Source organism: Streptomyces sp. NPDC045899 (assembly GCF_056431485.1).
Genome location: NZ_JBWKKP010000015.1, coordinates 36,043 through 61,055 on the forward strand (window position 1 = coordinate 36,043; position 25,013 = coordinate 61,055).

Consider the following 25,013-nt stretch of genomic DNA (forward strand, 5'->3'; position numbering starts at 1 on the left):
ACCGACCGCGCATAGCTCGCAGTCGCCGGCCGGCACCCAGTCGGGTGCCGGCCGACGGAGGCCCCAACGACGGCAGATCACACTGCAGAGGGGAAGCCATGACAGCGACCACCGTCCAACCCTCCGAGTCACCCGAGTCCGAGACGTTAGGCGCCGCGCGGAAGGCGACGGCCCGCGCGGTCGACCACCTGCTCTCCCGCCAGGACGAACAGGGCTGGTGGAAGGGCGACCTGGAGACCAACGTCACCATGGACGCCGAGGACCTGATGCTCCGGCAGTTCCTCGGCATCCAGGACGCCCGCGTCCTCGACGCCGCGGCCCGCCACCTCCGCGCCGAGCAGGGCGAGGACGGCACCTGGGCCACCTTCCACGGCGGCCCGCCCGAACTCTCCGCCACCGTCGAGGCGTACGTCGCCCTCCGGCTGGCCGGGGACGAGCCCGACGCCCCCCATATGGCCGCGGCCGCCGCCTGGGTGCGCGCGGAGGGCGGCATCGCCCGCAGCCGCGTCTTCACCCGCATCTGGCTGGCCCTCTTCGGCTGGTGGCGCTGGGAGGACCTGCCCGAGCTGCCACCCGAGATCATCTACTTCCCGAAGTGGCTCCCGCTCAACATCTACGACTTCGGCTGCTGGGCCCGGCAGACCATCGTCCCCCTCACCATCGTCTCCGCCCACCGGCCCGTGCGCCCCGCGCCGTTCCCCCTCGACGAACTGCACACCGACCCCCGGCGGCCGAGACCCCCGAGCCGCCCCGCCCCCGTGGCCTCCTGGGACGGCGTCTTCCAGCGGCTGGACCGGGCCCTGCACGCCTACCGCAAGGTCGCCGTCGGACCGCTGCGCCGGGCCGCGCTGCGCTCCTGCGCCCGCTGGATCGTCGAGCGGCAGGAGAACGACGGCTGCTGGGGCGGCATCCAGCCGCCCGCCGTCTACTCCCTGATCGCCCTCCACCTCCTCGGCTACGACCTCGACCACCCGGTGATGCGCGCCGGGCTCGCATCGCTCGACCGCTTCGCGGTCTGGCGCGAGGACGGCAGCCGCATGATCGAGGCGTGCCAGTCCCCGGTCTGGGACACCTGTCTGGCCACCATCGCGCTCGCCGACGCCGGACTGGAGCCCGACCACCCCGCGCTGCTCAGAGCCGCCGACTGGATGCTCGCCGAGCAGATCGACCGGCCCGGCGACTGGTCGGTGCGGCGGCCCGCGCTGCCCTCCGGCGGCTGGGCGTTCGAGTTCCACAACGACAACTACCCCGACATCGACGACACCGCCGAGGTCATCCTGGCGCTGCGCCGGATCGACCACCCCGAGCCCGAGCGGATCGAGACGGCGGTGCGGCGCGGTATGCGCTGGACACTGGGGATGCAGTCGAAGAACGGGGCCTGGGGCGCCTTCGACGCGGACAACACCAGCCCGCTGCCCAACCGGCTGCCGTTCTGCGACTTCGGGGAGGTCATCGACCCGCCGTCGGCCGATGTCACCGCACACGTCGTGGAGATGCTCGCCCACGAGGGCCGGTCCTACGACGCCCGCACCCGGAGCGGTATCGCCTGGCTGCTGGCCGAGCAGGAACCCAGCGGGGCGTGGTTCGGCCGCTGGGGCACCAACTACGTCTACGGCACCGGCTCGGTCGTCCCGGCCCTGGTCGCCGCCGGGGTGCCCGCCTCCCACCAGGCCGTCCGCCGCGCGGTGCGCTGGCTGGAGAGCGTGCAGAACGAGGACGGCGGCTGGGGCGAGGACCAGCGCTCCTACCCCGACCCCGAGTGGGTCGGCCGGGGCGCCTCCACCGCCTCCCAGACCGCCTGGGCGCTGCTGGCGCTGCTGGCGGCGGGGGAGCGGGAGAGCAAGGCCGTCGAACGCGGGGTGGACTGGCTCACCGTCACCCAGCGGGCCGACGGTTCGTGGGACGAGCCGTACTTCACCGGCACCGGTTTCCCCTGGGACTTCTCCATCAACTACCACCTGTACCGGCAGGTCTTCCCCCTCACGGCACTCGGACGGTTCGTCCATGACGAGGCCACCGGGGCACGGCCGCGGAGATCCTGATGTCCGCCGGACCGGCCCCGGACCCCGGGCGCCCGCCGCTGCTGATCGCCTGCGCGCTCGGCATCGAGCGGTTCGCCCTGCGGGGAGGCGACGCGGACGCCGCCGGGCCGGTGACGGTGCTGCGCACCGGTATGGGTCCGCAGGCCGCCGAGCGGGCGGTGGCCCGCGCCCTGTCCGGGGACTCCGCCCCGGAGGTCCCCACCGCCGTCCTCGCCACCGGCTTCTGCGCCGGACTCGTCCCCGGGATGCACCCGGGGGACCTGGTGGTCGCCGACGAGACCCGTGACCCGGCCGGGCGCACCGTGTGTGCCGGTACCGCGTTCCTCGCCGACGCCCTGGCGGAGCTGGTACCGCCGGGGCCGCGGCGCGGTCCGCGGCGGACCGTGCACATCGGCCCGCTGGCCGGATCCAACCATGTGGTGCGGGGCGCGGAGCGGGCCGCGCTGCACACCACCGGAGCCATCGCGGTGGACATGGAGTCCGCCGCCACCCTGCGCTGCGCCGCGCGCCGGGGCGCCCGTCCCGTTGCGGCCGTACGGGTGGTCGTGGACGCCCCGGAACATGAACTCGTCCGGATCGGCACACTGCGCGGTGGAATATCGGCCTTCCGGGTACTACAGACCGTTCTTCCGGCTTTCTTCGACTGGCACCGTAAAACGCTGCTCCCAGGAGGTGAGCTAGATGGCCATGCCTCTCCGACAGACCATCCGGGTCGCGACGTATCTCTTTGACCAGAAGGTGATCAAGCGCCGGGACAAGTTCCCGCTGATCGTGGAGCTCGAGCCGCTCTTCGCCTGCAATCTCAAATGCGAGGGCTGCGGAAAGATCCAGCACCCGGCCGGGGTGCTGAAGCAGCGGATGCCGGTGGCCCAGGCGGTGGGCGCGGTACTGGAATCCGGGGCGCCGATGGTGTCCATCGCGGGCGGCGAGCCGCTGATGCACCCCCAGATCGACGAGATCACCCGGCAGCTGGTGGCACGGCGGAAGTACGTCTTCCTGTGCACCAACGCGATGCTGCTGCGCAAGAAGATGGAGCTGTTCACCCCCTCCCCGTACTTCGCCTTCGCGGTGCACATCGACGGGCTGCGCGAGCGGCACGACGAATCCGTGGCGAAGGAGGGTGTCTTCGACGAGGCGGTGGCGGCCATCAAGGAGGCCAAGCGGCGCGGCTTCCGGGTCACCACCAACTCCACCTTCTTCAACACCGACACCCCGCAGACCGTCATCGACGTGCTCAACTACCTCAACGACGACCTCCAGGTGGACGAGATGATGATCTCGCCCGCCTACGCCTACGAGAAGGCGCCCGACCAGGAGCACTTCCTCGGCGTGGAGCAGACCCGCGAGCTGTTCAAGAAGGCGTTCGCGAACGGCAACCGCCGTCGCTGGCGGCTCAACCACAGCCCGCTGTTCCTGGACTTCCTCGAGGGCAGGACGGACTTCCCGTGCACCGCGTGGGGCATCCCCAACTACTCGCTCTTCGGCTGGCAGCGCCCCTGCTACCTGATGAGCGACGGCTACGTACCCACCTACCGTGAGCTGGTGGAGGAGACCGACTGGGACGCCTACGGCCGGGGCAGGGACCCGCGCTGTGAGAACTGCATGGCCCACTGCGGCTACGAGCCCACCGCGGTCCTGGCGACCATGAGCTCCCTCAAGGAGTCGCTGCGCGCCGCGCGGGAGACCGCCTCCGGAGGCGGATGAGGAAAACCGCAACCGGACAGCGAGGACAACGGGGTTCCCCCGGGTACTCCGGACAACGCCGTGAGCCGACACACCAGGAGGGGATCCGAGCATGCCGTCGTTGGAGAACATCCGGGGCCCGCACGACCTCGCCGCGCTGTCCGGGGAGGAACTGGCCGCGCTCGCCGCGGAGATCAGGGAGTTCCTGATCACCGCCGTGGCCAGGACCGGGGGCCACCTCGGCCCCAACCTGGGCGTGGTCGAGCTGTCCATAGCACTGCACCGCGTCTTCGACTCACCGGTGGACCGCATCCTGTGGGACACCGGTCACCAGTCCTACGTCCACAAACTGCTCACCGGCCGCCAGGACTTCTCCAAGCTGCGCCACAAGGGCGGGCTCTCCGGCTATCCGTCGCGCGCCGAGTCCGAGCACGACGTCATCGAGAACAGCCATGCCTCCACCGTGCTCGGCTGGGCCGACGGCCTGGCCAAGGCCAATGAGGTGTACGGCCGGTCCGACCGCCATGTGGTCGCGGTCATCGGCGACGGCGCGCTGACCGGCGGGATGGCCTGGGAGGCACTCAACAACATCGCCGCCGCGCGGGACCGGCCGCTGATCATCGTGGTCAATGACAACGAGCGCTCCTACGCGCCCACCATCGGCGGTCTCGCCGGCCACCTCGCCACCCTCCGCACCACCGACGGCTATGAACGCGTCCTGGCCTGGGGCAAGGATGTGCTGCGCCGCACCCCGGTGGTCGGTGAGCCGCTGTACGGATCGCTGCACGGCGCCAAGAAGGGGTTCAAGGAAGCCGTCGCTCCGCAGGGCATGTTCGAGGACCTGGGGCTGAAGTACGTCGGACCCGTCGACGGGCATGACACCGAGGCCGTGGAGTCCGCGCTGCGCCAGGCGAAACGGTTCCACGGCCCGGTGCTGGTGCACTGCCTCACCGAGAAGGGCCGTGGCTACCGGCCCGCCCTGGAGGACGAGGCCGACCGCTTCCACACCGTGGCCGCCATGGACCCGCTCACCTGCGCACCGCTCCTCCCCGCCGGCGGCCGCTCATGGACCTCGGTGTTCGGCGAGGAGATGGTGCGGATCGGGGCCGAGCGCCCCGATGTGGTCGCCCTCACCGCCGCCATGCTGGACCCGGTCGGCCTCGGCGGCTTCGCCGAGAGGTATCCGGAGCGGGTGTGGGACGTGGGCATCGCCGAACAGCACGCCGCGGTCTCCGCGGCCGGACTCGCCACCGGTGGTCTCCACCCCGTCGTCGCCGTCTACGCCACCTTCCTCAACCGGGCCTTCGACCAGGTGCTGATGGACGTCGCCCTGCACCGGTGCGGGGTCACCTTCGTCCTGGACCGGGCCGGTGTCACCGGTACCGACGGGCCGAGCCACAACGGCATGTGGGACATGTCGGTGCTCCAGGTGGTGCCGGGGCTGCGGATCGCCGCCCCGCGCGACGCCGACCAGCTCCGCGCCCAGCTGCGCGAGGCCGTCGCGGTGGACGACGCGCCGACCGTCGTCCGCTTCCCCAAGGAGGCGGTGGGCCCGGCGATCCCGGCGCTCGACCGGATCGGCGGGATGGACGTACTGCGCCGGGACGACCCGGACGGCGGCGATGTGCTGTTCGTGGTGGCCGGGGCGATGGCCGCCACCGGGCTGCGCGCCGCCGAGCTGCTGGCCGAGCGAGGGATCCACTGCACGGTGGTGGATCCGCGCTGGGTCAAGCCCGTCGACCCCGGCCTTCCCGGACTCGCGGCGCGCCACGCGGTGGTGGCGGTCGTGGAGGACAACGTGCGCACCGGCGGGGTGGGCGCGGCGGTGGCGCAGGCACTGCGGGACGCCGATGTCGACCTGCCGGTGCGGACGTTCGGGATTCCCGAGGAGTTCCTGCCGCACGCCAAACGCGCCGAGCTGCTCGCCGAGATCGGGCTGGCGCCCGCCGAGATCGCGGGCCGGACCGGCGCGGCCCTGGCCCGTACCGACGCCGGGCGCGGCACCCGCCCCGCCGCTTCCGAGGAGAGCCGGACATGACCTCAGCCGAGCAGCGCAAGGGCTTCGACCTCGGCCGGCTCCTGGCCGAACGCTCCGGTGAGCGCTACGACCTGCACGCCCGCCACCTCAATCACCAGCTGCCGCGGATGCTGCGCACCATCGGCTTCGACAAGGTCTACGAACGGGCCGAGGGCGCCTACTTCTGGGACGACGAGGGCCAGGACTACCTGGACATGCTCGCCGGGTTCGGGGTGATGGGCCTGGGCCGCCACCACCCGGTCGTGCGCAAGGCGCTGCACGATGTGCTGGACGCCTCGCTCGCCGATCTGACCCGCTTCGACTGCCAGCCGCTGCCCGGACTGCTCGCCGAGAAGCTGCTGTCCCACGCACCCCATCTGGACCGGGTGTTCTTCGGCAACAGCGGCACCGAGGCGGTGGAGACGGCGCTGAAGTTCGCCCGCTTCGCCACCCGGCGGCCACGCGTCCTGTACTGCTCGCACGCGTTCCACGGGCTGACCACCGGAGCCCTGTCGGTCAACGGTGAGGAGGGTTTCCGCCGGGGCTTCGCGCCGCTGCTGCCGGACACCGCGATCGGGATGGGCGATCTGGAGGCGCTGGAACGGGAGCTGGCCCACGGGGACGTGGCCGGTTTCATCGTCGAGCCCCTCCAGGGCAAGGGGGTCCACCAGACGCCGCCGGGCTTCCTGCGCGCGGCCCAGGAACTGCTGCGCCGCCACAAGGCCCTGCTGATCGTGGACGAGGTGCAGACCGGTCTCGGCCGCACCGGTGAGTTCTTCGCCTACCAGCACGAGGAAGGCGTCGAACCGGATCTGGTGTGCGTGGCCAAGGCACTGTCGGGCGGCTATGTCCCGGTCGGGGCCACCCTCGGCAGGGAGTGGATCTTCAAGAGGGTCTATTCCTCGATGGACCGGGTGCTGGTCCACTCGGCCAGCTTCGGGTCCAACGCCCAGGCGATGGCGGCCGGGCTCGCCGTGCTGTCGGTGATGGAGGACGAGGGGATCGTGGCCAACGCCCGGCGCACCGGTGATCTCCTGCGCGAGCGGCTCACCGCCCTGGTGGACCGCTACGAGCTGCTGCACGACGTACGCGGCCGCGGCCTGATGATCGGCATCGAGTTCGGCAGGCCCTCCTCGCTCGGACTGCGCGGCCGCTGGTCGATGCTCCAGGCCGCGCGCAAGGGTCTGTTCGCGCAGATGGTCGTGGTCCCGCTGCTCCAGCGCCACCGCATCCTCACCCAGGTCTCCGGTGACCACCTGGAGGTGATTAAGCTGATTCCGCCGCTGATCATCGGCGAGCGGGAAGTGGACCGTTTCGTCGGGGCGTTCACCGCGGTCATGGACGACGCACACGGGGGCGGCGGTCTGATGTGGGAGTTCGGACGGACTCTCGTCAAGCAGGCGGTGGCCCACCGCTGAACCGACGGGGGACAGCGACATGCTGGACGCGCACGCGATACGGGCCGTCAACACACTGAGCGCGCGCTGGGCGCGGGAGGCCGTGGCGGACGAGGGCACCGTCTTCACCGGCGCCGGGGTGTGGGCGCTGCTGGCCCTGCTGGCGGGCGGGTCCGGCGGTCCGGCCCGCGCCGAGCTGGAAGGCGCGCTCGGGGTGAGCGCGGACGGCGCGACGGAGCTGGGCCGTGACCTCGTCGGGACGCTGGCCTCGATGGACGGTGTGGACGCGGCCACCGGGCTGTGGACCCGTCAGGACCTCCCCATCAGGCCCGAGTGGGAGGCGGAGCTGCCGCCCGGGGCGCGCGGCGCGCTGACCGGCGACACCGATCGGGACCGGAAGGAGCTGGACGGCTGGGCGTCCCGGCAGACCCGGGGCGAGATCGCGCGGATGCCGGTCCCGCTGAGCCCGGACACCGTGCTGGTCCTCGCCGGTGCGCTGTTGCTGAGGACCACGTGGGTGCAGCCGTTCCGCGTGGGCTGGATGCACCCCTCCGGCGGGCCCTGGGCCGAGCGCTCGCTCGCCGGACTCACCCGCCGTACCGCGGATCTGGACGGCACCCTCAAGGTCGTTCCGGACACCCCGTCCGGACCGCTGACCTTCTCCGGGGTGGCGGGTGACAACGGCCTGGATGTGCATCTGGTGCTCGGTGGCGAGGACGTCGGCGGCGCCGAGGTGCTGGAAGCGGCGATCACCGCGGTCGGACGGTCCGGACTGCCCGGTTCGCGGCTGCCGCTCGGCGCCGCGGGCCCCGGCGTCGAGGTCCATGAGGTCACCGGATTCGACCCGACACCCCAGTTGGTGCTCAACACCCCGCAGTTCACCGTGCGGGCCGAGCACGATCTGCTGCGCCATGCCGAGGTGTTCGGGCTGCGGTCCGCACAGAACGCCTCCCGGGGGCACTTCCCCGGGATCAGCGCCATCCCGCTGGCGGTCTCCTCCGGAGGCCAGTCCATGACGGCGTCGTTCAGCCGCGAGGGCTTCTTCGCCGCCGCCGTGACCGCGTTCTCGATGGAGGTGGGCGGAATACCGCAGCAGAAGGCGAAGATGATCAGCGTCAGCTACGACCGCCCGTTCGGATTCCTGGCCGTGCACCGCGCCACCGGGCTGGTCCTGGCGGCGGGCTGGGTGACCGAGCCCGAGGCGGCTGCGGAGAGTCGCTTCGCGCCGCGGCCGCGATTCCGGCCGGGCACCTGAGCCGGTGGGCCGGGGAAGCCCCGGCCCCATCGCCCGCCCCCCCGCGCGGTCAGCCGGTGAGCAGCCGCTCCCGCAGCCGCTCGCGCTGCGGGGCGGTGAACCCGAGCCCCTCGGAGAGGTAGCGCTCGGGGTCGCCCCAGGTCTCCTCGATGGTGGTGAACGCGGCCGCCAGGTACTCCAGGCGGGCGTCGAACAGCGGGAGCAGCAGCGCCAGCACCTCCGGTGCCATGGTGTCCTCGCCCCCGCCCTTGCGCCAGATCTTGTAACGGCGGTGGGCGGCGGCCGACTCCAGGTAGTCGGCCTCGATCACGTCCCGTTCCACACCGAGGGCGAGCAGGGTCACCGCGATCGACAGACCCGCCCGGTCCTTGCCCGCGGAACAGTGCATCAGCACCGGTGAACTGTCCTCCGCGATGGCGCTGAGCATCCGGCTGTGCTCAGCGAGCCGACCGGTGATCAGAGCCCGGTAGGAATTGATCATCCGCTGCGCGGCGCGCCCCTCGTCCAGCAGCTTCCGCAGGGTGTTGAGGTCGCCCTCGCGCACCATGGTCCAGAACCCCGCGCCGTCGGCCGGGTCGGACAGCGGCAGATTGACGTTGCGCACGCCCCGCAGTGTGACGTCCGGCCCCTCCAGCTTGATGTCGGCGGCGTTGCGGAAGTCGAAGACCGTGTGCAGCTTCAGCGCGTCGAGGAAGACGGTGTCCTCCTCGGTGGCGTGGGCGAGATGGCCGCTGCGGAAGAGCACACCCTCGCGCACCCGGCGCCCGTCAGCGGCCGGCAGCCCGCCCAGATCGCGGAAGTTCCGTACCCCCACCAGTGCGGTCTCGGTCTGGGGGACCTGCGGGGGCTGCTGCGTCACGGGCGCTCCTCGGGTTCGGCCGCCTCGGCGCCTCCGGGTGGCGGGGCGGGCTCCGCCGACCCTACGACATGTGTTCCCAGGGCAATCAGTCCACGGATGCGCGCAGGGCCATTGCCGTACCGGGCCACCTCCCTGATCCTGTTGGCACCTGTTGAGAATTGGGGAAGTGTGATGATCGATGTCGGCGGAAACGGTCGGATCTGGCTGCTGTCAGGACGCCGCAGCAGCTATGCCCTGCACCTCACCGACCACGATGAGCTGCTCCATCTGCACTGGGGCCCGCGGATCGCGATCGAGGACGCCGAGGCCCTCGCCGCCGAGCCCGGACCCCCGGAGCGGGGCTTCGAATCACCGCTGGACGGGCGCGAGGAGTATCCGGTCGAGGGCGGCCCCCGTTTCGTCCGCCCCGCCCTGTCCGTACGCACCCCCGGTCTGAGGGGCACCGAATGGCGCTACGAGGGGAGCGGCACCGATGACGGCACCCTGGAGCTGCGCTTCCATGATCCGCTGCACCACCTCGGGATCACCCTCCACTACCGGATGCGCGAGGACGGCGATGTCCTGGAGCGGTGGACCACCCTGGTCCACACCGGCACCGCGGACCATCCGCCGCTGGACGTGCTGCGCGCCGACTCCGCCGCCTGGTCGCTGCCGGCCCGGGACCGCCGGCGGCTGACCCATCTCTACGGGCGCTGGGCCGCCGAGAGCCGGATCGCCCGCACCCTCCTCACCCCCGGGGAGAAGGTGATCGGCAGCCGCCGGGGCCACACCAGCCACCACCATCTGCCCTGGGTGGCGCTGGACGGCGGGGACGCCACCGAGGAGAGCGGTGAGGTCCACAGCTGTGCGCTCGCCTGGTCCGGGTCCTGGCGGATCGCCGTCCAGCGGCTCTCCGACGGGGCCGTCCAGGTGGTCGGCGGGATGGGCCACGACGACTCCGGCCAGCTGACGCTGGCGCCGGGGGAGTCCTTCACCACCCCGGTCTTCGCGGGGCTGTGGACCGACGGCGGGTTCGGTGCCGCCAGCCGGGCCTGGCACTCCTGGCAGCTGGCCCATGTCATCCCGGACGCCGGCGCCGAGCGGCCGGTGCTCTACAACTCCTGGGAGGCCACCGGGTTCGACGTCCAGGAGGGGCAGCAGCGCGAGCTGGCCCGGATCGCCGCAGGCCTCGGCGTGGAGCTGTTCGTCGTCGACGACGGCTGGTTCGGGGCGCGGACGGGCGACCGGGCCGGGCTCGGCGACTGGACCCCCAGCCCGGACCGCTTCCCGCACGGTCTGAAGCCGCTGGCCGAGGAGGTGCGCGCGCACGGGATGCGGTTCGGCGTCTGGGTCGAGCCGGAGATGGTCAACGCCGACAGCGACCTCTACCGGGCCCATCCCGACTGGGTCCAGCACCACCCCGGCCGGACCCGCACCGAGTTCCGCCATCAGCTCGTCCTCAACCTGGCCCGCCCCGACGTCCGCGCGTACCTGTGGGAGTCGATGGACGCCCTGCTCCGCAGCGCCCCCATCGACTACGTGAAATGGGACTTCAACCGCTCCTTCACCGACGCGGGCTGGCCCGGCGACGGCTGTCCGCAGCGGTTGTGGGCCGAGCACGTCCACGGGCTGTACGCCCTGCTGGGACGGCTGCGCGCGGCCCATCCCCAGGTCGCCTTCGAGTCCTGCGCGGGCGGCGGCGGCCGGATCGACCTGGGCGTTCTGCGTCTCACCGACCAGGTGTGGACCTCGGACAACACCGATCCGCTGGACCGGCTCGCCATTCAGCACGGCTTCGGCCAGCTCCACCCGGCCCGGGTGATGGCGGCCTGGGTCACCGACAGCCCCAACGCCATGGGCAACGCCCGGGTCTCCTCGCTGCGCTTCCGCTTCGTCAGCGCGATGGCCGGAGTGCTGGGCATCGGCGGGGACCTGCTCCGGTGGAGCGAGGCCGAACGTGCCGAGGCCCGCGACTGGGTGGCGCTCTACAAACGGGTGCGGCCGGTCGTCCAGCACGGCGAGCTGTACCGGCTGCTGCCCCCGGACGGCGACCGGCTCACCGCCGTCCAGTACGTCCGTGGCGAGGAGACGGTGGTGCTGGCCTGGCTGCCCGCGCAGCACTTCGGCGAGGCGCAGCCGCCGGTGCGGCTGCGCGGTCTGGACCCGGCCGCCCGCTACGAGGACCGGGCCACCGGTGAGGTCCACCGGGGCGCGGTACTGCTCCACCGGGGGCTGCGGACCGGGCTGCGCGGCGATCTCGACGCCGCCGTATTCCACCTGTGCCGGATTTGACTAGTGGTATACATCACCACTCGTCAACCCCTGGTTACGATGGCGTAAGTCACGTATTGAGGTGAATGATGTCCTGACGTGGCAGACGATTCGAAGATAGTGAACAACGGTGGGATCGGGTCGTACGCAGCCGTCGGCGACAGCTTCACCGAAGGCGTCGGCGATCCCGGTCCTGACGGGGTGTTCGTGGGATGGGCTGACCGGCTCGCGGTCCTGCTGTCCGACCAGCGGCCCCAGTACGATTTCCGCTACGCCAACCTCGCCGTGCGCGGCAGACTCCTCGACCGGATCGTCGAGGAACAGGTGTCACGCGCGATCGAGCTCGGCCCCGATCTGGTCACCTTCTGCGCGGGGGGCAATGACATCCTGCGGCCCGGCAGTGACCCCGACGATGTCGCCACCCGCTACGAGACGGCCGTCTCCGAGCTGGTGGCGAACGTCGGCACGGTGATGCTGTGCACCGGTTTCGACACCCGGGGCGTCCCGGTGCTGCGTCATCTGCGCGGCAAGATCGCGACCTACACCGCCCATGTGCGGGCGATCGCCGACCGCTACGGCTGTCCGGTGCTCGACCTGTGGTCGCTGCGCTCGGTCCAGGACCGCCGCGCCTGGGACGACGACCGGCTGCACCTGTCGGCCGACGGACACACCCGGGTGGCGCTGCGGGCCGGTCAGGTGCTCGGCGTCCCGGTGCCGGCCGACCCCGACCAGCCGTGGCCGGAGGAGGGACAGCGCAGTCCGGCCGAGGTGCGCCGGGACAACATCCACTGGGCGCGCGAGTACCTGGTGCCGTGGATCGGACGACGGCTGCGCGGGGAGTCCTCGGGCGATCATGTCGAACCCAAGCGCCCCGACCTGTTGCCGCTACGGCCCTGAGTGGTCCCGAAGGAATAGGGGCAGACCCCCGTTGGCGCCGCGCTCATCGCGGCGGCGCTGTCGCTGTCCCTATTCCCTCGGCACCGCTCGTGCCGTGCGGTGGTCCCGCGTTTCCCGGCCGGATGCGCGGCCCTAGGCCAGATACGCCCAGACGGCCCGGCCCGTACCGCCGTGTTCGGCCCGTACCCCCCATGCCTCCGACAGGGCCTCCACCAGCATCAGCCCCCGGCCGCCCTCCTGGTCGACCCCTACCGACCTCGCCTGCGGCACCGACCGGGCGCACCCCTGGTCGGCCACTTCCAGCCGCAGGCGGGTGCCTATGAGCTGGAGGGAACAGCGGACCTCTTCACTGGAGGTGTGGCGGACGGCGTTGGTGAACAGCTCGGAGACCACCAACTCGGCGCTGTCCCGGGTGTCCTCGACGACGCCCCATGAGCGCAGCCGGAACACGACATGCCGTCTTGCCTCCGCGACGGAGGTGCTCAGCGCCGGGAGACAGAACGCGTCCTGGAGGCACGAAGCGACCATGGTGCCGCCGCGCCCTAACCGGAGAGCCTCGTAGGAAGGAGCCACGTCGACACTATGCTCTGTGAGACTCGCGCATGGCAAGGTTCAATCTGTAAATTACAGAATCGCAAGCGCAGGCTGTTCGGGAAGCTGAGCCCATGCCAGACTGCTGTGCTGTGAAGGTACTTGGAGGGGGACGATAGTGGCGGATGCGCGGGCGGGCGGAGCCCCGACCGTCCTGCGGGTCGTGCTCGGCAAACGACTGCAGGACCTTCGCGAGAAGGCCGGGCTGTCGTTCGAACAGGCCGGCCGCGCCCTCGACGTCACCCATGCCACCATCCGCCGGATGGAGAAGGCCGAAGTCGGCCTGAAGCTCCCCTATGTCGAGAAGCTGCTGCGCACCTACGGCGTGGACGACCCCGAAGAGGTGGAGGGCTTTCTCGCGCTCGCGCGCGAGGCCAACAAGAACGGCTGGTGGCACCGGTTCCGCGATGTGCTGCCGGAGTGGTTCAACACCTTCGTCAGCCTCGAGGTCGAGGCCAATCTGATCCGCGCCTACGAACCGCACTACATCCCCGGGCTGCTGCAGACCGAGGATTACGCCCGCGCGGTGCTCCGGGCCGGAATGCCGCACGCCCCCGAGTCCGAGATAGAGCGCAACGTCGCCCTGCGGATGGAGCGCCAGGCGCTGCTGACCCGGGACAACCCGCCGATGCTGTGGGTCGTCATGGACGAAACGGTGCTGCGCCGCCCCATCGGCGGGTCCGCCACCATGCGGGCGCAGATCGCCCGCCTCATCGAGGCCGCGGAGTCACCGCAGGTCCGGCTGCAGGTCATGCCGTTCGACGCCGGTCCGCACCCGGCGATGTACGGCCCCTTCCATATCTTCCGGTTCCCGATCCCGGAACTGCCCGATATCGCGTATACGGAGACGCTGGTCAGCGGCTCCTACTTCGACCACCGCGATGACGTCTCGGCGTTCCTGGAGGCCCTGGACCGGATGTGCGCGCAGGCCGCGCCTGCACAGACCACTCAGGCCATTCTGAGTGGCATTCGCAAGGAGATCTGAACGATGGATCGCATATGCGACAGCCGTGTCTACAGCGGTATGCCGGCGAGGGACCTCGGCAGCGAGGGCTGGCACAAGCCGTGGAGCGGTGGTAACGGGGGAAGCTGCGTCGAAGCGATGAGGCTCAAGGACGGACGGGTGGCGCTGCGTCAGTCGACCGATCCCGACGGCCCGGCACTCATCTACACCCACTGTGAGATGAAACGCTTCATCCAGGGGGCGAAGGCCGGGGAGGCCGACTTCCTGCTTCTGTGACGCCTGATCGCGGCCCATGGGGGCCTTGAGGGGGAATGGTGTGACCGACCTGCGATTCTCCGCCGAGGAGATCGACACCAGCAGACCGCATCCGGCCCGGATGTACGACTACTACCTGGGGGGCCGGGACAACTACGAGACCGACCGCGAGGCCGCCGAGCGGATCATCGCGGTCTCACCGGACATCGTCGACAGCGCCCGCGCCAACCGTGACTTCATGGCGCGGGCGGTACGTGCCGTGGTGGCGGACGGGGCCCGGCAGATCATCGACATCGGGACCGGGATACCGACCTCGCCCAACACCCATGAGGTGGCACGCGGGATCGCCCCGGACACCCGGGTGGTGTACGTCGACAACGACCCGATCGTCGCGGCCCACGCCGACGCCAAGCTGACCGGCACCCCCGGCACCGGCTTCGTGGTCGGGGACGTCCGGACACCGGAGAAGATCCTCGCCGAACCGGTGGTCCGGGAACTGATCGACTTCTCGCGGCCGGTGGCGCTGCTGCTGGTCGCGGTGCTCCACTTCGTCACCGACGAGGAGGATCCGACCGGGATCGTCGGCGCCCTGACCCGGTCGGCGGCCCCGGGCAGTCATCTGGTCATCAGCCATGGCACCGCCGACTTCCACGGCCGCAACCAGGTGGCCGACGAGGTCTACCGGAAGTCCACCGCCCGGCTGAGCCTGCGCCGCCACGAGGAGATCCAGCCGTTCTTCGACGGCTGGGACCTGCTCGAACCGGGCCTGGTGAGGGTGGCCGGATGGCGGCCGGATCCGGCCGTCGGCGACCCCGAACGGCGCGGCCCCATCGGGGTCTACGGCGGGGTGGGCCGCAAGGGCTGACCTCCCGGGGCGGCGGGCCCGGTCCAGCCGGCCGGGATCCGCTCCAGCACCCCGCCCGCGAACACGTCGTACAGCGGCAGCGACTCCAGGTGCACATAGCCGATGTGGCAGTCGCACCGGGTCAGCGGACACGGGCGGGGGCGCAGCGCCGCGCGGTACGAACCGTCGTAGAGATTGCCCAGCTCCTCGGTGACGAAGTGGCAGCGGCGCACCGTGCCGTCGCCGTCCACCGAGATCACCGAGGCGCCGGTCCGGCATGGCAGACCGGCGCTGCGGTGCGGATGGCGGCTGTAGCCGAAGAGCGGGTCCAGCGCGGTCCACCGGGCCGCCTCGGCGTCGGTGTAGGTGTGGCCCTCGGCCGCGTTCACCCACAGATAGACCCGCTCCGGGAGGTCGTCCCGCAGTCGGCGCGCCGCGTCGAGGTGCTCCGGGAGCCCCACGATGCCCACGCTGTGGCGCACCCCGCGTCCGTCCAGCTCATGGCACTTGGCGAGGAACCGGTCGTAGGGCGTCTGGCCCGGATGGTAGGTGCACCACAGCGCGAGGGTGTCCGGATCGGCCCGTTCCGTCCAGCCGGTGCGGCCGCTGAGATTGGTCTGGATCGCCACCCGCCGGATGTGCGGCAGATGGCTCAGCCCGATCAGCGCCTCCCGGTACCAGGAGCGCACCAGCCCCTCGCCCCACGGGGTGAACAGCACCGAGAGCCGGTCCCCGGTCCGCTCCGCCGCCCACGCGGTGAAGCGCTCCAGCGCCGCCCGGTCCGCCCGCAGCCGCCGCGGATCGTCCCGGCGCTTGGCGAACGGACAGTACGGACAGTCGTAGTCGCACGAGGTGAGCGGACCCCGGTACAGGATGGTCAGATCCATGCCGTGCTCCGTCACTTGAGGTCGTACGCGGCCATATCGGCGCGCACCGCGGGTGAGAACAGCTCCGGGCCCAGCGCGTCGGAGTACGCCAGCCCCTGCGCCGACAGCCGCAGCCGGTCCGGTCCGGCGGCGGGGTCCAGCCAGCCGCGCTCGGCGAACCGCGCCAGCTCGGCCGGGAAGTCCTCGGCCGGATCGCCGCCGAACCGGGTCCGGTAGTCCTCCAGCGGCATCCCCTCGGCCTGGAGCACCGACTGCAGCAGATGCCGGCGGCGCCTCTCGTCCCCCGTCATGGCGCGGCCGTGCTCGGCGCGTGCGAAGTCGGCCGCGGGCCGGGACACGTAGTCGTCGATGATGCCGCGTATCTGCCGCATGTCGACGGCGTAGTCGAAGGAGTAGTGCAGTCCGGAGGTGTAGGAGCGGGCGCCGCAGCCCAGGCCGATCATGCCGTCGGTCTGGCAGACGTGGTCACCGCCCCCGGTGGCGGGCGCGTCCGCGCGGCGGAACATCCGCATGGACACCTGCTCATAGCCCCGGGACAGCAGGTGGTCCCGGCCGAGGGCGTACAGCCGCAGCCGTCGCGCGTCCCACTCCGCGTCGGTCTCCGGGACGCCCTTGCGGCCGAGTCCGGTCAGCGGACGGACGTACAGCGGGTAGAGGTACAGCTCCTCGGGGTGCCAGGCCAGGGCAGCGTCCAGGGAATGCCGCCAACTGCGTTCGGTCTGCCCCGCGATGCCGTAGATGAGGTCGATGTTGAGCACCGGGATCCCAGCGTCCCGGACCCGGCCGAGTGCCGCCTCGACATCGGCCCGGGCTTGCGGCCGCACCGCCGAGCGGGCCTCGTCGTCCACGAAGCTCTGCACCCCCAGGCTCAGCCGGGTGGTGCCGCGCCGGGCCAGTACCGCGAGCCGGTCGGCGGTGGCGGTGGCCGGGGACGCCTCGACCGACAGGGGTACGGCCCGCAGATCGGCGCCCATCCGCCGCTCGGCGATATCGCACAGCCGCTCCAGCTCGGGCGCCTCCAGGAAGGTCGGAGTGCCGCCGCCGAACGCCGCGCCCGCGAACCGGGCCCCCTCGCCCAGCGCGTCGGCCACCGCCCCGGCCTGGCGCTCCAGGGCGTCGAGGTAGGCCGTGGTCAGGCCCTCGGGCGCACCGATCCGGGTGAACAGATTGCAGAAGCCGCAGCGCACCTCGCAGAACGGGATGTGCAGATAGAGCGAGAGCGCGTCCTTCGGCTCGTCCGCCCACAGATCGCGCAGACCGGGCCGTCCGGCCAGCGGCCGGTACGCGGTCTTGTGCGGATAGGCGTAGACATACGCCTGGTAGGGGCGGACGGGCGCGGGAGCGATGGTGCCGGGGTTCATCGGGCCTCGAGGAAGAAGTGGGTGTACGGCACGGTCCAGACGACCTCGTGGCCGATCCGGTGGCCGGTGTGGCCGTCCTCGCCGTACGCCGTGCCGTGGTCGGAGCAGACGATCGCGAACGCGGGCCCCCGGCCGCCCACGGCGGTGAGGAGGCGGCCGATGTGGCGGTCCACGTACTCCAGCGCGGCGGCGTGGGAGTCGCGGGTGTCACCGCTGTCGCGGGTGGCGCCGGGCAGATGGAACCAGTTGGGCTGGTGCAGCGCCGACACATTCAGGAACAGGAAGAGCCGTCGCTCCGGATCGAGTCCGGCGATGACCTTCTCGGCACAGGCCACCTGCGCCTCGAACGAGGTCGGCGAAGGTACACCGAACTCCGGTTCCCAGTGGCTCTCCTGGAAGAGCCCCGGCAGCACCGATCCCAGCGCGCCCTGCTTGTTGAAGAAGCCGACGCCCCCGACGCACACCGTGTGGTACCCGGCGGCGGCCAGCCCCGACACCAGGTCCGGGGTGTCGAAGACATAGGTGCCCCCGGCGGTGGTCTCACTGCCCGCGAACCGGGCCGCGAACAACCGCCGGTGCCGTCCCGGCGCCACCGGAGTGGGCAGGAAACCGGCGAACATCGCCTGGTGGGAGGCGTAGGTGAAGCTGCCGGGGGCGTGCCGCTCGTCCCAGACGCCATCGGGCAGACGTCGGGCCAGATGCGGGATCCGGCCCGCGGCGGCCAGTTCGGCGGCCACGTCGTACCGCAGGGTGTCAAGGGTGATCAGCAGCAGGTCATGGCTGCCCACCACCTGGTTCATATCCGGTTCAGCCAGCGGCATCGCGGGGGTGCTCCTCGGGGTCGTTCCAGTGGGCGCGGGTGCCGTTCGCGCGGGTGCGCACCACGGCGGCGATCTGTGCGGCGTAGGTGTCCAGGCCCTCGGCGCCGCTGCCGGGCAGTCCGGTCAGCCGCGGCAGCAGATCGCCGAACGCGTTGACCTCGCCGACCGCGAACCGGCGCCAGCCGGTGGTGGGCAGCAGATCCACCCCCACGCACAGGGTGCCGGGGAAACGGGCCGCGGCGCGCTCCGCCGTGCCCAGCACGGTGCTCCACGCCACCCCGGCCGCCTCGGCGGCGGCGCGGGCGGCGGCCAGATCGCCCCGGACGCCGCCGAGATGGAGATTGGTCATGGGGGAGCGGCTGGTGCGCACCACGGCATGGGTGGCCCGGCCGCCGACCACCACCACGCGCAGATCCGCCGCCCGCTTGTCCTGGGACGCCTTGGGCAGCCAGTGCTCGATATGCAGTCCGTCGGGTGCCAGCGCGTCGACGATCGCGGCGACCTCCCGCTCGGTGCCGTACCGGCGCACCCGCAGCGAGTTGAACAGCCGGCCGTCCTCGGTGCGCTCCACGGAGGTGGTGGCCCGCACCCGCCCCGGCCCCGCCGTCTCCACGGCGAGCACCCCGGACGCGGACGAGCCGTGCGCCAGCTTCACGAACGCACGGCGCATCCCGGAGCTGCCGAGCGCGGTGCGCACCTCCTCCCAGTCGCGCACCGGCGGCGCCTGCGGCCCCGACGTCGGCGACGGCGGCACGGGCACCCCCGCCCCGTCCAGCACCCCGTGGCACAGCCGCTTGTCGAACAGCACGGCCAGCTCGGCCGGATCGTCCAGCAAGGCCGCGCCCGCCGTGCGTGCCGCCGCCCCGATGCCCCGTACGGACTCGGTGAACCGCGCGTACCAGCGGGCGGTGCCCTCCACCCGGGTCGGATCGGAGGTGCCGCGCAGCAGCCACTCCACCTCGTCGTCCTCGCCCGGGGAGTCGATCCGCACGGTCTCCCCGCGGTGGAACTCCGGTCCGTCGCACAGCACGTCGTGCCACGGCAGGACACGGGGCGCGGGCAGCCCGGCGCTCCGCGCCGCCTCGGTGAACATCTCCACCCGGCGGTTGCGGGGATTGCCGATCACCGCGAACCGGACACCGTCGCCGGGCCCCGGCACGGACGGCGGCATGGCGGTACTCCTCTCGTCATCGCCGGGGGCGGGGGCTCCGGTCACTCGGCGACCGCGGTGTACCGGAAGACCTGGTCCCCCTCCTCGTCCTCGTCGCCCCGCTCGTCCAGCTCCACCCGCACCCCGGACGGCTCCAGGGCGTCCCGCAGCCGCTGGGCCATGGACGGGGAGAAGTAGTTGTGGTCGAGGCCGAGGCGCGAGAGGTGGGTGAGCGGCTGGCCCTCCAGCAGCGCCTGGCCGCCGGTGTCGGTGAGGACGCCCATGGACAGGTCGAGGGAGGTCAGCTGGGCGACGACGGGCGCCGAGGCCACGGCCGCCGCGATCTCGTCCTGTATCTCGCTGTTCTGGAGCCCCAGATGGCGCAGGGCAGGGAACCGGCCGCCCGCCAGCAGCGGCGCGAGGTCGGCGGCGGTGGAGTCGCCTCCGTAGTTCTCGACTCCGAGCCACATCTCCAGGGACTCCAGAGCGGGCAGGGTGCTGCCGCCGACCCCGCGCACCACCTCGCCGGGCAGCCCGCCGGTCTCGAAGCGCAGGGTGCGCAGCCGCTCATGGGTGACCGGCGGGAACTCCAGCCCGGTGCCACCGCGTACGCCCAGCTCGACCAGGTTCGGGAAGGCGTGCAGCAGCCGGCTCACATCGGACTGCTCGATCCAGGAGATCTCCTGCTCATCCGGCTCGATATCGCCGATGAACAGCGCCTCCAGGGAGGTGAACCGGTCCTTCGCCGCGACCAGCGGATCGATGACCGAGCGGGAGTCGTCGCCGTACTCCCCCCAGACGCCGGTGATCACCGCACGCACCCGGGAGACGTCCACCGTGTCCAGGAACCGCTGGAACCGCGGGCCGTAGTCCTCTTCGTCGTCGTCGTACGGATCGGCGCAGAACCGCCAGGCCACGCCCTCGGGTTCGGGCAGGGCGGCTCGCTCCTCCTCGGACGGGAAGTCGAAGGCCGGGAGGCCGTGCAGTTCCTCGAGGTCGGGCATGGGGGGTCTCCTGGAACGGTCGAGTGGATACGCGATGCCGGATGGCGTGTGCGAAGAGTTCTACCAAGCGTCACCGACAGCCGGGTCGGCGGACGTTGTCAGACCCTTGCCCTAGCGTCCTGACCACCGGCCGGACCGTGGTGTCCGGTGGGCCACCGACCGCTGCGCCGAGGGGAAGAGCATGTACCGACAGGGGGACGTCCTGATCGTGCCGGTGACACCGGAGGAGCTGCCGCCGGGCACCGGCACCCTGCCCGCCGTGCCGAGGGACGGCCGGGGGCGGCTGGTGCTGGCCCTCGGCGAGGTGACCGGACACGCCCACGCGGTGGTCGGGCCGGGCACGCTGGTGCGCGAGACGAGCACGTTCGGCGTCGCGTACCTCCATCTCCCCGAGGGCGGGCGGGTGGTGCACGAGGAGCACGCCGCGATACCGCTGCCCAAGGGGTGGTACCGCGTGGTGCGCCAGCGGGAGTACACGCCGGGCGCCGTGCGCGTCGTGGCCGACTGAGAGCGGGGGAGCGATTCGATGACCACGGAAGCCACGGAAGCCACGGACACCATGGGGACGATGAACGGCGCGGACGGGGAGGCCGCGGACACCGGGCGGACCGCCCACTGGCGGGCGGTGGCCGCCGCCACCGGCCCGGCCGACCGCGCGGCGGCCGAGGCGGGGGTGCGGCTCGCGTACGCGTCGGCGGGGCTGGCCCCGCCGGAGGCGTTCGTCTGGGCCGGCTCACCGCTCGCGGGCACGGCTGCCGCGCTGCTCCTGGCGGGGTGGCAGGAGCTGCTGCCGGGGCCGTTCGCGGAGCGCGCGGCGGACGCGCTGGCGGCGGCCGGAGTGCTGCCGGAGCCGGGGGCCGCGGGCGCCTCGGTGCGGGAGGCGGTGCGCACCCTGCCCTGGGAGCGCGTCCGGGGTGAACTCCTCACCGCCCTCGGGCCGTCCGGCTGGGCGGAGCGCTGGGCCCGTACGGCCGCGCCGCTGTGGGACATCACCCGCGGGCTCACCGAGCGCATCCGCACCGGGCTGACCGAAACCCTCACCGAGGGCTCGGGCCAGGCGGAACCGGAGGTGCGGCTCGCCGCGCTGGAGGCCGTGGCCGGGCAGCATGACGCGCCCTGGCTGGCCGCGGTCAGCGCCGACCCCGGCGGCGCCGGGCCGGATCCGCTGGCCGGGGTGGCCGCGGTCGCCCGCGCCGCCGGATGGTGGTGGCCCTACGAGAAGGCCGTGATCATCTCCGAGCGGCCGGTGGAGCTGCACCGCGACGAGGCCGGACGGCTGGACCGCGCCGACGGACCCGCGCTCGCCTTCCCCGACGGCTTCGCGCTGCACGCCTGGCGCGGCATGCCGGTGCCCGCCGGCTTCCTCCGGCAGCTCGGCGAGCTCACCCCGGACCGCATCCGTGCCGAGGAGAACGCCGAGCTGCGCCGGGTGATGCTGGAGTCCTACGGCTACGAGCGCTATCTCGCCGAATCCGGCGCCGAGCCCGTGCACCGCGACGCGACCGGCGTGCTGTGGCACATCCAGCTTCCCGACGACGAACCGGTGGCGATGGTGGAGGTGGTCAACTCCACCCCCGAGCCGGACGGTACGCACCGCACCTACTGGCTGCGGGTGCCACCGCGGGTGGCGACCGCCCGGGAGGGAGTGGCCTGGACCTTCGGACTGGACGCGGACGCCTACGCGCCGGAGCGCGAGACCTGACCGGCGGCGGGGTCCGGGGCGGCCGGGAGGTCACAGCTGTCCTTGAACCCCTGGCTGGTCAGCCCGAGCGCCGAGTTGATCCGCGAGCGGAGGTTCTCCACCGCGACCATCGCGGTCAGCTCGACCAGCTGCGCCTCGTCGAGGTTCCGGCGCAGCCGCTCCACGAGGGCGTCGTCCACGGTGGGCGGGTTGGCGGTCATGGCCTCGGCGTACTCCATCACGTCCCGCTCCAGCGGGGTGTAGACATCGCTCTCCCGCCACATCGGCACATCGTGCAGCTTGCGGTCGTCGATGCCCTGGCCACGGCTGATCCAGTAGCCGAAGTCCATGCACCACGAGCAGCCGATGGAGGAGGCCGAGGCCATCTCGGCGAGCGCCTTGAGCCCGGGGTCCAGGGAGTTCCACTTGCTCAGCGACTGCTCGAAGCGGAGATAGCTGAAGAGCACCCGCTGGTTGTGGGCGAGTGCCTTGCCCGGGTCGAGGACCTTCCCGTAGGTGCGCTTCGAGTACCACTCCATGACGCGGTAGAAGAGGGTGCGGCGCGGGGTGAGCGAGATACGTGACATGACGGGTGCCTCCGGGTGGGGCTGTGGTGCCGCGGCGGTCTCTGCCGCCCTTCCACGCGTACGACGGAGCACCCCGCGGCGGATGTGACACGGACGGATGTGGGCCGCATCACGACTTCCAGCGTAGGCACCGGCGGGCGGGGGCCGGAGCCGTGCGGAAACGGAGCCGCGCGGAAAACGGGGTGCGCCGGCGGAGGGGCGCGGGCCAGCCTGGAGCCCATGACATGGACGACGACGGACGACCTGGACGCGTTCCTGGCCGCGGCGGGCGGTTTTCTGCGGGGACGCCCGGCCGAGCACACCGTCCTGCTGACGGTGGCCGCCTCGCTGGCGGCGGCGGGCAGCGGCCGGTACGGGGAGCGCCCGCCCCGCTACGGCTGGTGGCGGCCGGAGCCGGGGGCCGGCGAAGAGGGGGACGGGGCCGTCGGCGGGGCGTTCCTGTGCACCCCGCCCTATCCGCTGGTGCTCTCCCCGCTGCCCGACGGGGCCACGGAGGAGCTGGTCCGCGTCCTGGGGGAGTCCGCCCCGGAGCACGGCCCGCTGCCGCCGGTGACCGGGGTGAACACCGGACGGCGTACCGCCGAGACCTTCGCCGCCGCCTGGGAGCGGCTGACCGGGGCCACCACCGAGGTGGAGCAGACCCAGCGGCTCTACCGGCTGGGCGCCCTCACCCCGCCCGATCCGGCGCCGCCCGGCCGGGCCAGGGCGGCCACCGCCGCCGACCGCGCGCTGCTGCTGACCTGGTACGAGGGATTCGCCCGGGACACCGGGGCGCTGGAGGGCGATGTCTCCCGGGCGGTGGACGACCGGCTCGGCCACGGCGGGATCACCCTCTGGGAGGCGGACGGCGCACCGGTCTCATTGGCGGCGGTCAGCCGCACGGAGGCGGGCATGGTCCGGGTCGTCCGTGTCTACACCCCGCCCGAGCTGCGCGGACGGGGGTACGCCGGGGCCGCCACCGCCGCCGCGAGCCGGGCGGCGCGGGAGGCCGGCGCCGAGGAGGTGCTGCTCTTCACCGATCTGGCCAACCCCACCAGCAACGCCCTGTACCAGCGGCTGGGATACCGGCCGGTGGAGGACCACCTCCAGCTGTCCTTCACGGCACCAGGAACAACAGCACCCGTCGAGTGAGTTGTGTTATTGCAGTACAGCAGCGCACCCGCGCAGGCCGCGGGGTGACCCGCCACCCCCTCACCCTGGAGGTCCAGTGACCGGCTCCCGTCCGCACCGTTCCCGGCTCGCCGCCGCCTTGCGCCCCGCCGCCTTCGGGGCGGATCCGGCCGGGGAGCGGCTGGAGCGCATCCGCCGGTCGCCGAACTTCCGGGACGGCGTCTTCGTCAATCCGGAGGGCGCCCGCACCAGGCCGTCCGGTTCCATGCTGGCGTTCCTCCCCACGTACTTCCGCAAGGAGGAGCGGATCCGCCGGGCCCCGGCCGGTCCGGTGCCGGTGCACCCCACGACCCTCGCCGACCTGGCCGCCCCGCCTGCCTCGGGGCTGCGGCTGACCTGGATGGGCCACTCCACCGTGCTGGCGGAGATCGACGGCCGCCGGGTGCTGTTCGACCCGGTGTGGGGCAGCCGCTGTTCGCCCTTCGCCCACCTGGGCCCCAAGCGGCTGCATCCGGTGCCGGTGCCGCTGCGGGAGCTGGGCCCGGTGGACGCGGTGGTGATCTCCCACGACCACTACGACCACCTCGACATGCCCACCGTCCGGGCGCTGGTCCGCACCGGCACCCGGTTCGTGGTGCCGCTCGGCGTCGGTGCCCATCTGGAGCACTGGGGTGTTCCGGCCGACCGGATGACCGAGCTGGACTGGCACGAGTCCACCGAGGTGGCCGGGCTGACGCTCACCGCCACCCCCGCCCGCCACTTCTGCGGCCGCGCCCTGCGCAATACCCAGCACACGCTGTGGGCGTCCTGGGTGGTGGCCGGGCCCGAGCACCGCGTCTACCACAGCGGGGACACCGGGTACTTCTCCGGCTTCGCGGAGATCGGCGCGGCGTACGGGCCGTTCGACGCGACCATGATCCAGATCGGCGCCTACAGTGAGTTCTGGCCGGACATTCATATGACCCCCGAGGAGGGCATGCGCGCCCATCTGGACCTCCAGGGCGGTGAGTCCACGCGCGGGATCATGCTGCCGATCCACTGGGGCACCTTCAACCTCGCCCCGCATCCGTGGGAGGAGCCCGCCGAGGGCACGGTCACGGCGGCCGAGGCCGCCGGGGCCTCGGTGGCCGTTCCACGGCCGGGGCTGCCCTTCGAACCGGAGCGCGGACTGCCGCTGGACTACTGGTGGCGGGCGATCGCGGCCCGGCCCGCGGCCGGTGCGCCGGACACCACGGCGGTCTCCGCGGAGCCCCCGGCGCCCGCGGCCACCACCGGCGGCACCGATCCCGCGGTCCCGGTCCCGCAGCCATGACCTGCGCCCGATCCCGGTAGCGACAGGGCCCGTTGCGGTGATGCGA

23 protein-coding genes are annotated in these 25,013 nt (G+C 72.3%); 15 read left to right on the forward strand and 8 right to left on the reverse strand.

Features of this window, described 5'->3' with window-relative positions; translation table 11 throughout:
• The first annotated feature begins 98 nt into the window (after window positions 1-98).
• The 6 genes from shc to AC07FT_RS22485 all read left to right on the forward strand — a co-directional run bounded on the left by shc (window position 99) and on the right by AC07FT_RS22485 (window position 8,394).
• On the forward strand, window positions 99-2,042 hold the full coding sequence (shc, locus tag AC07FT_RS22460; protein ID WP_479177799.1) for a squalene--hopene cyclase: 1,944 nt from the start codon (window positions 99-101) through the stop codon (window positions 2,040-2,042).
• The gene (locus AC07FT_RS22465) at window positions 2,042-2,773 is read left to right on the forward strand and encodes a phosphorylase family protein (RefSeq protein ID WP_479177800.1); all 732 of its coding nucleotides are present in this window, start codon (window positions 2,042-2,044) and stop codon (window positions 2,771-2,773) included. Before shc ends, AC07FT_RS22465 begins: the two co-directional genes overlap by 1 nt.
• Window positions 2,724-3,746: an adenosyl-hopene transferase HpnH gene (gene hpnH / locus AC07FT_RS22470; RefSeq protein ID WP_479177801.1), complete on the forward strand. Its 1,023-nt coding sequence runs from the start codon at window positions 2,724-2,726 to the stop codon at window positions 3,744-3,746. Before AC07FT_RS22465 ends, hpnH begins: the two co-directional genes overlap by 50 nt.
• A 91-nt stretch (window positions 3,747-3,837) precedes the next feature.
• Complete coding sequence (gene dxs, locus AC07FT_RS22475; protein ID WP_479177802.1) at window positions 3,838-5,763, forward strand: 1-deoxy-D-xylulose-5-phosphate synthase; 1,926 nt, start codon at window positions 3,838-3,840, stop codon at window positions 5,761-5,763.
• Window positions 5,760-7,160, forward strand: a complete 1,401-nt coding sequence (locus AC07FT_RS22480) for an aspartate aminotransferase family protein (RefSeq protein ID WP_479177803.1) — start codon at window positions 5,760-5,762, stop codon at window positions 7,158-7,160. The genes dxs and AC07FT_RS22480 overlap by 4 nt, the downstream gene beginning before the upstream one ends.
• 19 nt (window positions 7,161-7,179) lie before the next feature.
• Window positions 7,180-8,394, forward strand: coding sequence for a serpin family protein (locus tag AC07FT_RS22485; RefSeq protein ID WP_479177804.1), 1,215 nt, complete (start codon window positions 7,180-7,182; stop codon window positions 8,392-8,394).
• A gap of 49 nt (window positions 8,395-8,443) precedes the next feature.
• Here AC07FT_RS22485 and AC07FT_RS22490 read toward each other — a convergent pair whose 3' ends face one another.
• Window positions 8,444-9,253 carry a tyrosine-protein phosphatase gene (locus tag AC07FT_RS22490; protein ID WP_471205594.1) on the reverse strand — a complete coding sequence of 270 codons (810 nt, stop codon included), beginning with the start codon at window positions 9,251-9,253 and terminating at the stop codon, window positions 8,444-8,446.
• A 171-nt stretch (window positions 9,254-9,424) separates the two neighbouring features.
• Between AC07FT_RS22490 and AC07FT_RS22495 the strand changes: the two genes are divergently transcribed.
• Window positions 9,425-11,524: an alpha-galactosidase gene (locus AC07FT_RS22495; RefSeq protein ID WP_479177805.1), complete on the forward strand. Its 2,100-nt coding sequence runs from the start codon at window positions 9,425-9,427 to the stop codon at window positions 11,522-11,524.
• Window positions 11,525-11,602: 78 nt separating this feature from the next.
• On the forward strand, window positions 11,603-12,400 hold the full coding sequence (locus AC07FT_RS22500; RefSeq protein ID WP_471205598.1) for an SGNH/GDSL hydrolase family protein: 798 nt from the start codon (window positions 11,603-11,605) through the stop codon (window positions 12,398-12,400).
• A 132-nt stretch (window positions 12,401-12,532) separates the two neighbouring features.
• On the opposite strand, the gene AC07FT_RS22505 is transcribed toward AC07FT_RS22500, so the two are convergent.
• Window positions 12,533-12,973 (reverse strand): ATP-binding protein, encoded by a 441-nt coding sequence (locus AC07FT_RS22505; RefSeq protein ID WP_479177806.1) that lies wholly within the window; start codon window positions 12,971-12,973, stop codon window positions 12,533-12,535.
• A 136-nt stretch (window positions 12,974-13,109) separates the two neighbouring features.
• Here AC07FT_RS22505 and AC07FT_RS22510 point away from each other — a divergent pair, with 136 nt between their 5' ends.
• From AC07FT_RS22510 to AC07FT_RS22520, 3 genes are read left to right on the forward strand one after another with little or no spacing between them, the layout of a single operon-like run.
• Entirely contained in the window at window positions 13,110-13,976 is an 867-nt protein-coding gene (locus tag AC07FT_RS22510) for a helix-turn-helix domain-containing protein (protein ID WP_479177807.1), read from the forward strand.
• A 3-nt stretch (window positions 13,977-13,979) separates the two neighbouring features.
• Window positions 13,980-14,231, forward strand: a complete 252-nt coding sequence (locus AC07FT_RS22515; RefSeq protein WP_254742450.1) for a DUF397 domain-containing protein — start codon at window positions 13,980-13,982, stop codon at window positions 14,229-14,231.
• Window positions 14,232-14,247: 16 nt separating this feature from the next.
• Complete coding sequence (locus AC07FT_RS22520; protein ID WP_479177808.1) at window positions 14,248-15,075, forward strand: SAM-dependent methyltransferase; 828 nt, start codon at window positions 14,248-14,250, stop codon at window positions 15,073-15,075.
• Here the strand turns inward: AC07FT_RS22520 and AC07FT_RS22525 are convergent.
• The 5 genes from AC07FT_RS22525 to AC07FT_RS22545 are packed head-to-tail and all read right to left on the reverse strand — an operon-like array spanning window position 15,048 to window position 20,277.
• On the reverse strand, window positions 15,048-15,941 hold the full coding sequence (locus tag AC07FT_RS22525) for an STM4011 family radical SAM protein (RefSeq protein WP_479177809.1): 894 nt from the start codon (window positions 15,939-15,941) through the stop codon (window positions 15,048-15,050). The genes AC07FT_RS22520 and AC07FT_RS22525 overlap by 28 nt on opposite strands.
• A gap of 11 nt (window positions 15,942-15,952) precedes the next feature.
• Window positions 15,953-17,302, reverse strand: a complete 1,350-nt coding sequence (locus AC07FT_RS22530; RefSeq protein WP_479177810.1) for an STM4012 family radical SAM protein — start codon at window positions 17,300-17,302, stop codon at window positions 15,953-15,955.
• Window positions 17,299-18,102 (reverse strand): STM4013/SEN3800 family hydrolase, encoded by an 804-nt coding sequence (locus AC07FT_RS22535; protein ID WP_479177904.1) that lies wholly within the window; start codon window positions 18,100-18,102, stop codon window positions 17,299-17,301. Before AC07FT_RS22535 ends, AC07FT_RS22530 begins: the two co-directional genes overlap by 4 nt.
• Before the next feature lie 7 nt (window positions 18,103-18,109).
• On the reverse strand, window positions 18,110-19,294 hold the full coding sequence (locus AC07FT_RS22540; protein WP_479177811.1) for an STM4014 family protein: 1,185 nt from the start codon (window positions 19,292-19,294) through the stop codon (window positions 18,110-18,112).
• A gap of 41 nt (window positions 19,295-19,335) precedes the next feature.
• A complete protein-coding gene (locus tag AC07FT_RS22545) occupies window positions 19,336-20,277 on the reverse strand; it encodes an STM4015 family protein (RefSeq protein ID WP_479177812.1) in 942 nt (313 codons plus the stop codon).
• Between the two features lie 181 nt (window positions 20,278-20,458).
• Here AC07FT_RS22545 and AC07FT_RS22550 point away from each other — a divergent pair, with 181 nt between their 5' ends.
• Together AC07FT_RS22550 and AC07FT_RS22555 are read left to right on the forward strand one after the other, a co-directional pair.
• Window positions 20,459-20,785, forward strand: a complete 327-nt coding sequence (locus AC07FT_RS22550; protein WP_479177813.1) for a hypothetical protein — start codon at window positions 20,459-20,461, stop codon at window positions 20,783-20,785.
• 60 nt (window positions 20,786-20,845) lie between these two features.
• On the forward strand, window positions 20,846-21,979 hold the full coding sequence (locus AC07FT_RS22555) for a DUF6745 domain-containing protein (RefSeq protein ID WP_479177905.1): 1,134 nt from the start codon (window positions 20,846-20,848) through the stop codon (window positions 21,977-21,979).
• Here AC07FT_RS22555 and AC07FT_RS22560 read toward each other — a convergent pair.
• A complete protein-coding gene (locus AC07FT_RS22560) occupies window positions 21,955-22,545 on the reverse strand; it encodes a carboxymuconolactone decarboxylase family protein (protein ID WP_479177814.1) in 591 nt (196 codons plus the stop codon). The genes AC07FT_RS22555 and AC07FT_RS22560 overlap by 25 nt on opposite strands.
• A 219-nt stretch (window positions 22,546-22,764) precedes the next feature.
• On the opposite strand from AC07FT_RS22560, the gene AC07FT_RS22565 reads away from it, so the two are divergent.
• Both AC07FT_RS22565 and AC07FT_RS22570 read left to right on the forward strand, forming a co-directional pair.
• Window positions 22,765-23,676, forward strand: a complete 912-nt coding sequence (locus AC07FT_RS22565) for a GNAT family N-acetyltransferase (protein ID WP_479177815.1) — start codon at window positions 22,765-22,767, stop codon at window positions 23,674-23,676.
• 76 nt (window positions 23,677-23,752) lie between these two features.
• Complete coding sequence (locus tag AC07FT_RS22570; RefSeq protein WP_479177816.1) at window positions 23,753-24,967, forward strand: MBL fold metallo-hydrolase; 1,215 nt, start codon at window positions 23,753-23,755, stop codon at window positions 24,965-24,967.
• Window positions 24,968-25,013 lie beyond the last annotated feature (46 nt).

Excerpts from the sequence above, each read along its gene's own strand:
- shc (WP_479177799.1), top strand. The coding sequence starts at position 99 with ATGACAGCGACCACCGTCCAACCCTCCGAGTCACCCGAGTCCGAGACG.
- AC07FT_RS22465 (WP_479177800.1), top strand. The coding sequence starts at position 2,042 with ATGTCCGCCGGACCGGCCCCGGACCCCGGGCGCCCGCCGCTGCTGATC.
- hpnH (WP_479177801.1), top strand. The coding sequence starts at position 2,724 with ATGGCCATGCCTCTCCGACAGACCATCCGGGTCGCGACGTATCTCTTT.
- dxs (WP_479177802.1), top strand. The coding sequence starts at position 3,838 with ATGCCGTCGTTGGAGAACATCCGGGGCCCGCACGACCTCGCCGCGCTG.
- AC07FT_RS22480 (WP_479177803.1), top strand. The coding sequence starts at position 5,760 with ATGACCTCAGCCGAGCAGCGCAAGGGCTTCGACCTCGGCCGGCTCCTG.
- AC07FT_RS22485 (WP_479177804.1), top strand. The coding sequence starts at position 7,180 with ATGCTGGACGCGCACGCGATACGGGCCGTCAACACACTGAGCGCGCGC.
- AC07FT_RS22495 (WP_479177805.1), top strand. The coding sequence starts at position 9,425 with ATGATCGATGTCGGCGGAAACGGTCGGATCTGGCTGCTGTCAGGACGC.
- AC07FT_RS22515 (WP_254742450.1), top strand. The coding sequence starts at position 13,980 with ATGGATCGCATATGCGACAGCCGTGTCTACAGCGGTATGCCGGCGAGG.
- AC07FT_RS22520 (WP_479177808.1), top strand. The coding sequence starts at position 14,248 with ATGGGGGCCTTGAGGGGGAATGGTGTGACCGACCTGCGATTCTCCGCC.
- AC07FT_RS22525 (WP_479177809.1), bottom strand. The coding sequence starts at position 15,941 with ATGGATCTGACCATCCTGTACCGGGGTCCGCTCACCTCGTGCGACTAC.
- AC07FT_RS22530 (WP_479177810.1), bottom strand. The coding sequence starts at position 17,302 with ATGAACCCCGGCACCATCGCTCCCGCGCCCGTCCGCCCCTACCAGGCG.
- AC07FT_RS22535 (WP_479177904.1), bottom strand. The coding sequence starts at position 18,102 with ATGAACCAGGTGGTGGGCAGCCATGACCTGCTGCTGATCACCCTTGAC.
- AC07FT_RS22540 (WP_479177811.1), bottom strand. The coding sequence starts at position 19,294 with ATGCCGCCGTCCGTGCCGGGGCCCGGCGACGGTGTCCGGTTCGCGGTG.
- AC07FT_RS22545 (WP_479177812.1), bottom strand. The coding sequence starts at position 20,277 with ATGCCCGACCTCGAGGAACTGCACGGCCTCCCGGCCTTCGACTTCCCG.
- AC07FT_RS22550 (WP_479177813.1), top strand. The coding sequence starts at position 20,459 with ATGTACCGACAGGGGGACGTCCTGATCGTGCCGGTGACACCGGAGGAG.
- AC07FT_RS22555 (WP_479177905.1), top strand. The coding sequence starts at position 20,846 with ATGAACGGCGCGGACGGGGAGGCCGCGGACACCGGGCGGACCGCCCAC.
- AC07FT_RS22560 (WP_479177814.1), bottom strand. The coding sequence starts at position 22,545 with ATGTCACGTATCTCGCTCACCCCGCGCCGCACCCTCTTCTACCGCGTC.
- AC07FT_RS22565 (WP_479177815.1), top strand. The coding sequence starts at position 22,765 with ATGACATGGACGACGACGGACGACCTGGACGCGTTCCTGGCCGCGGCG.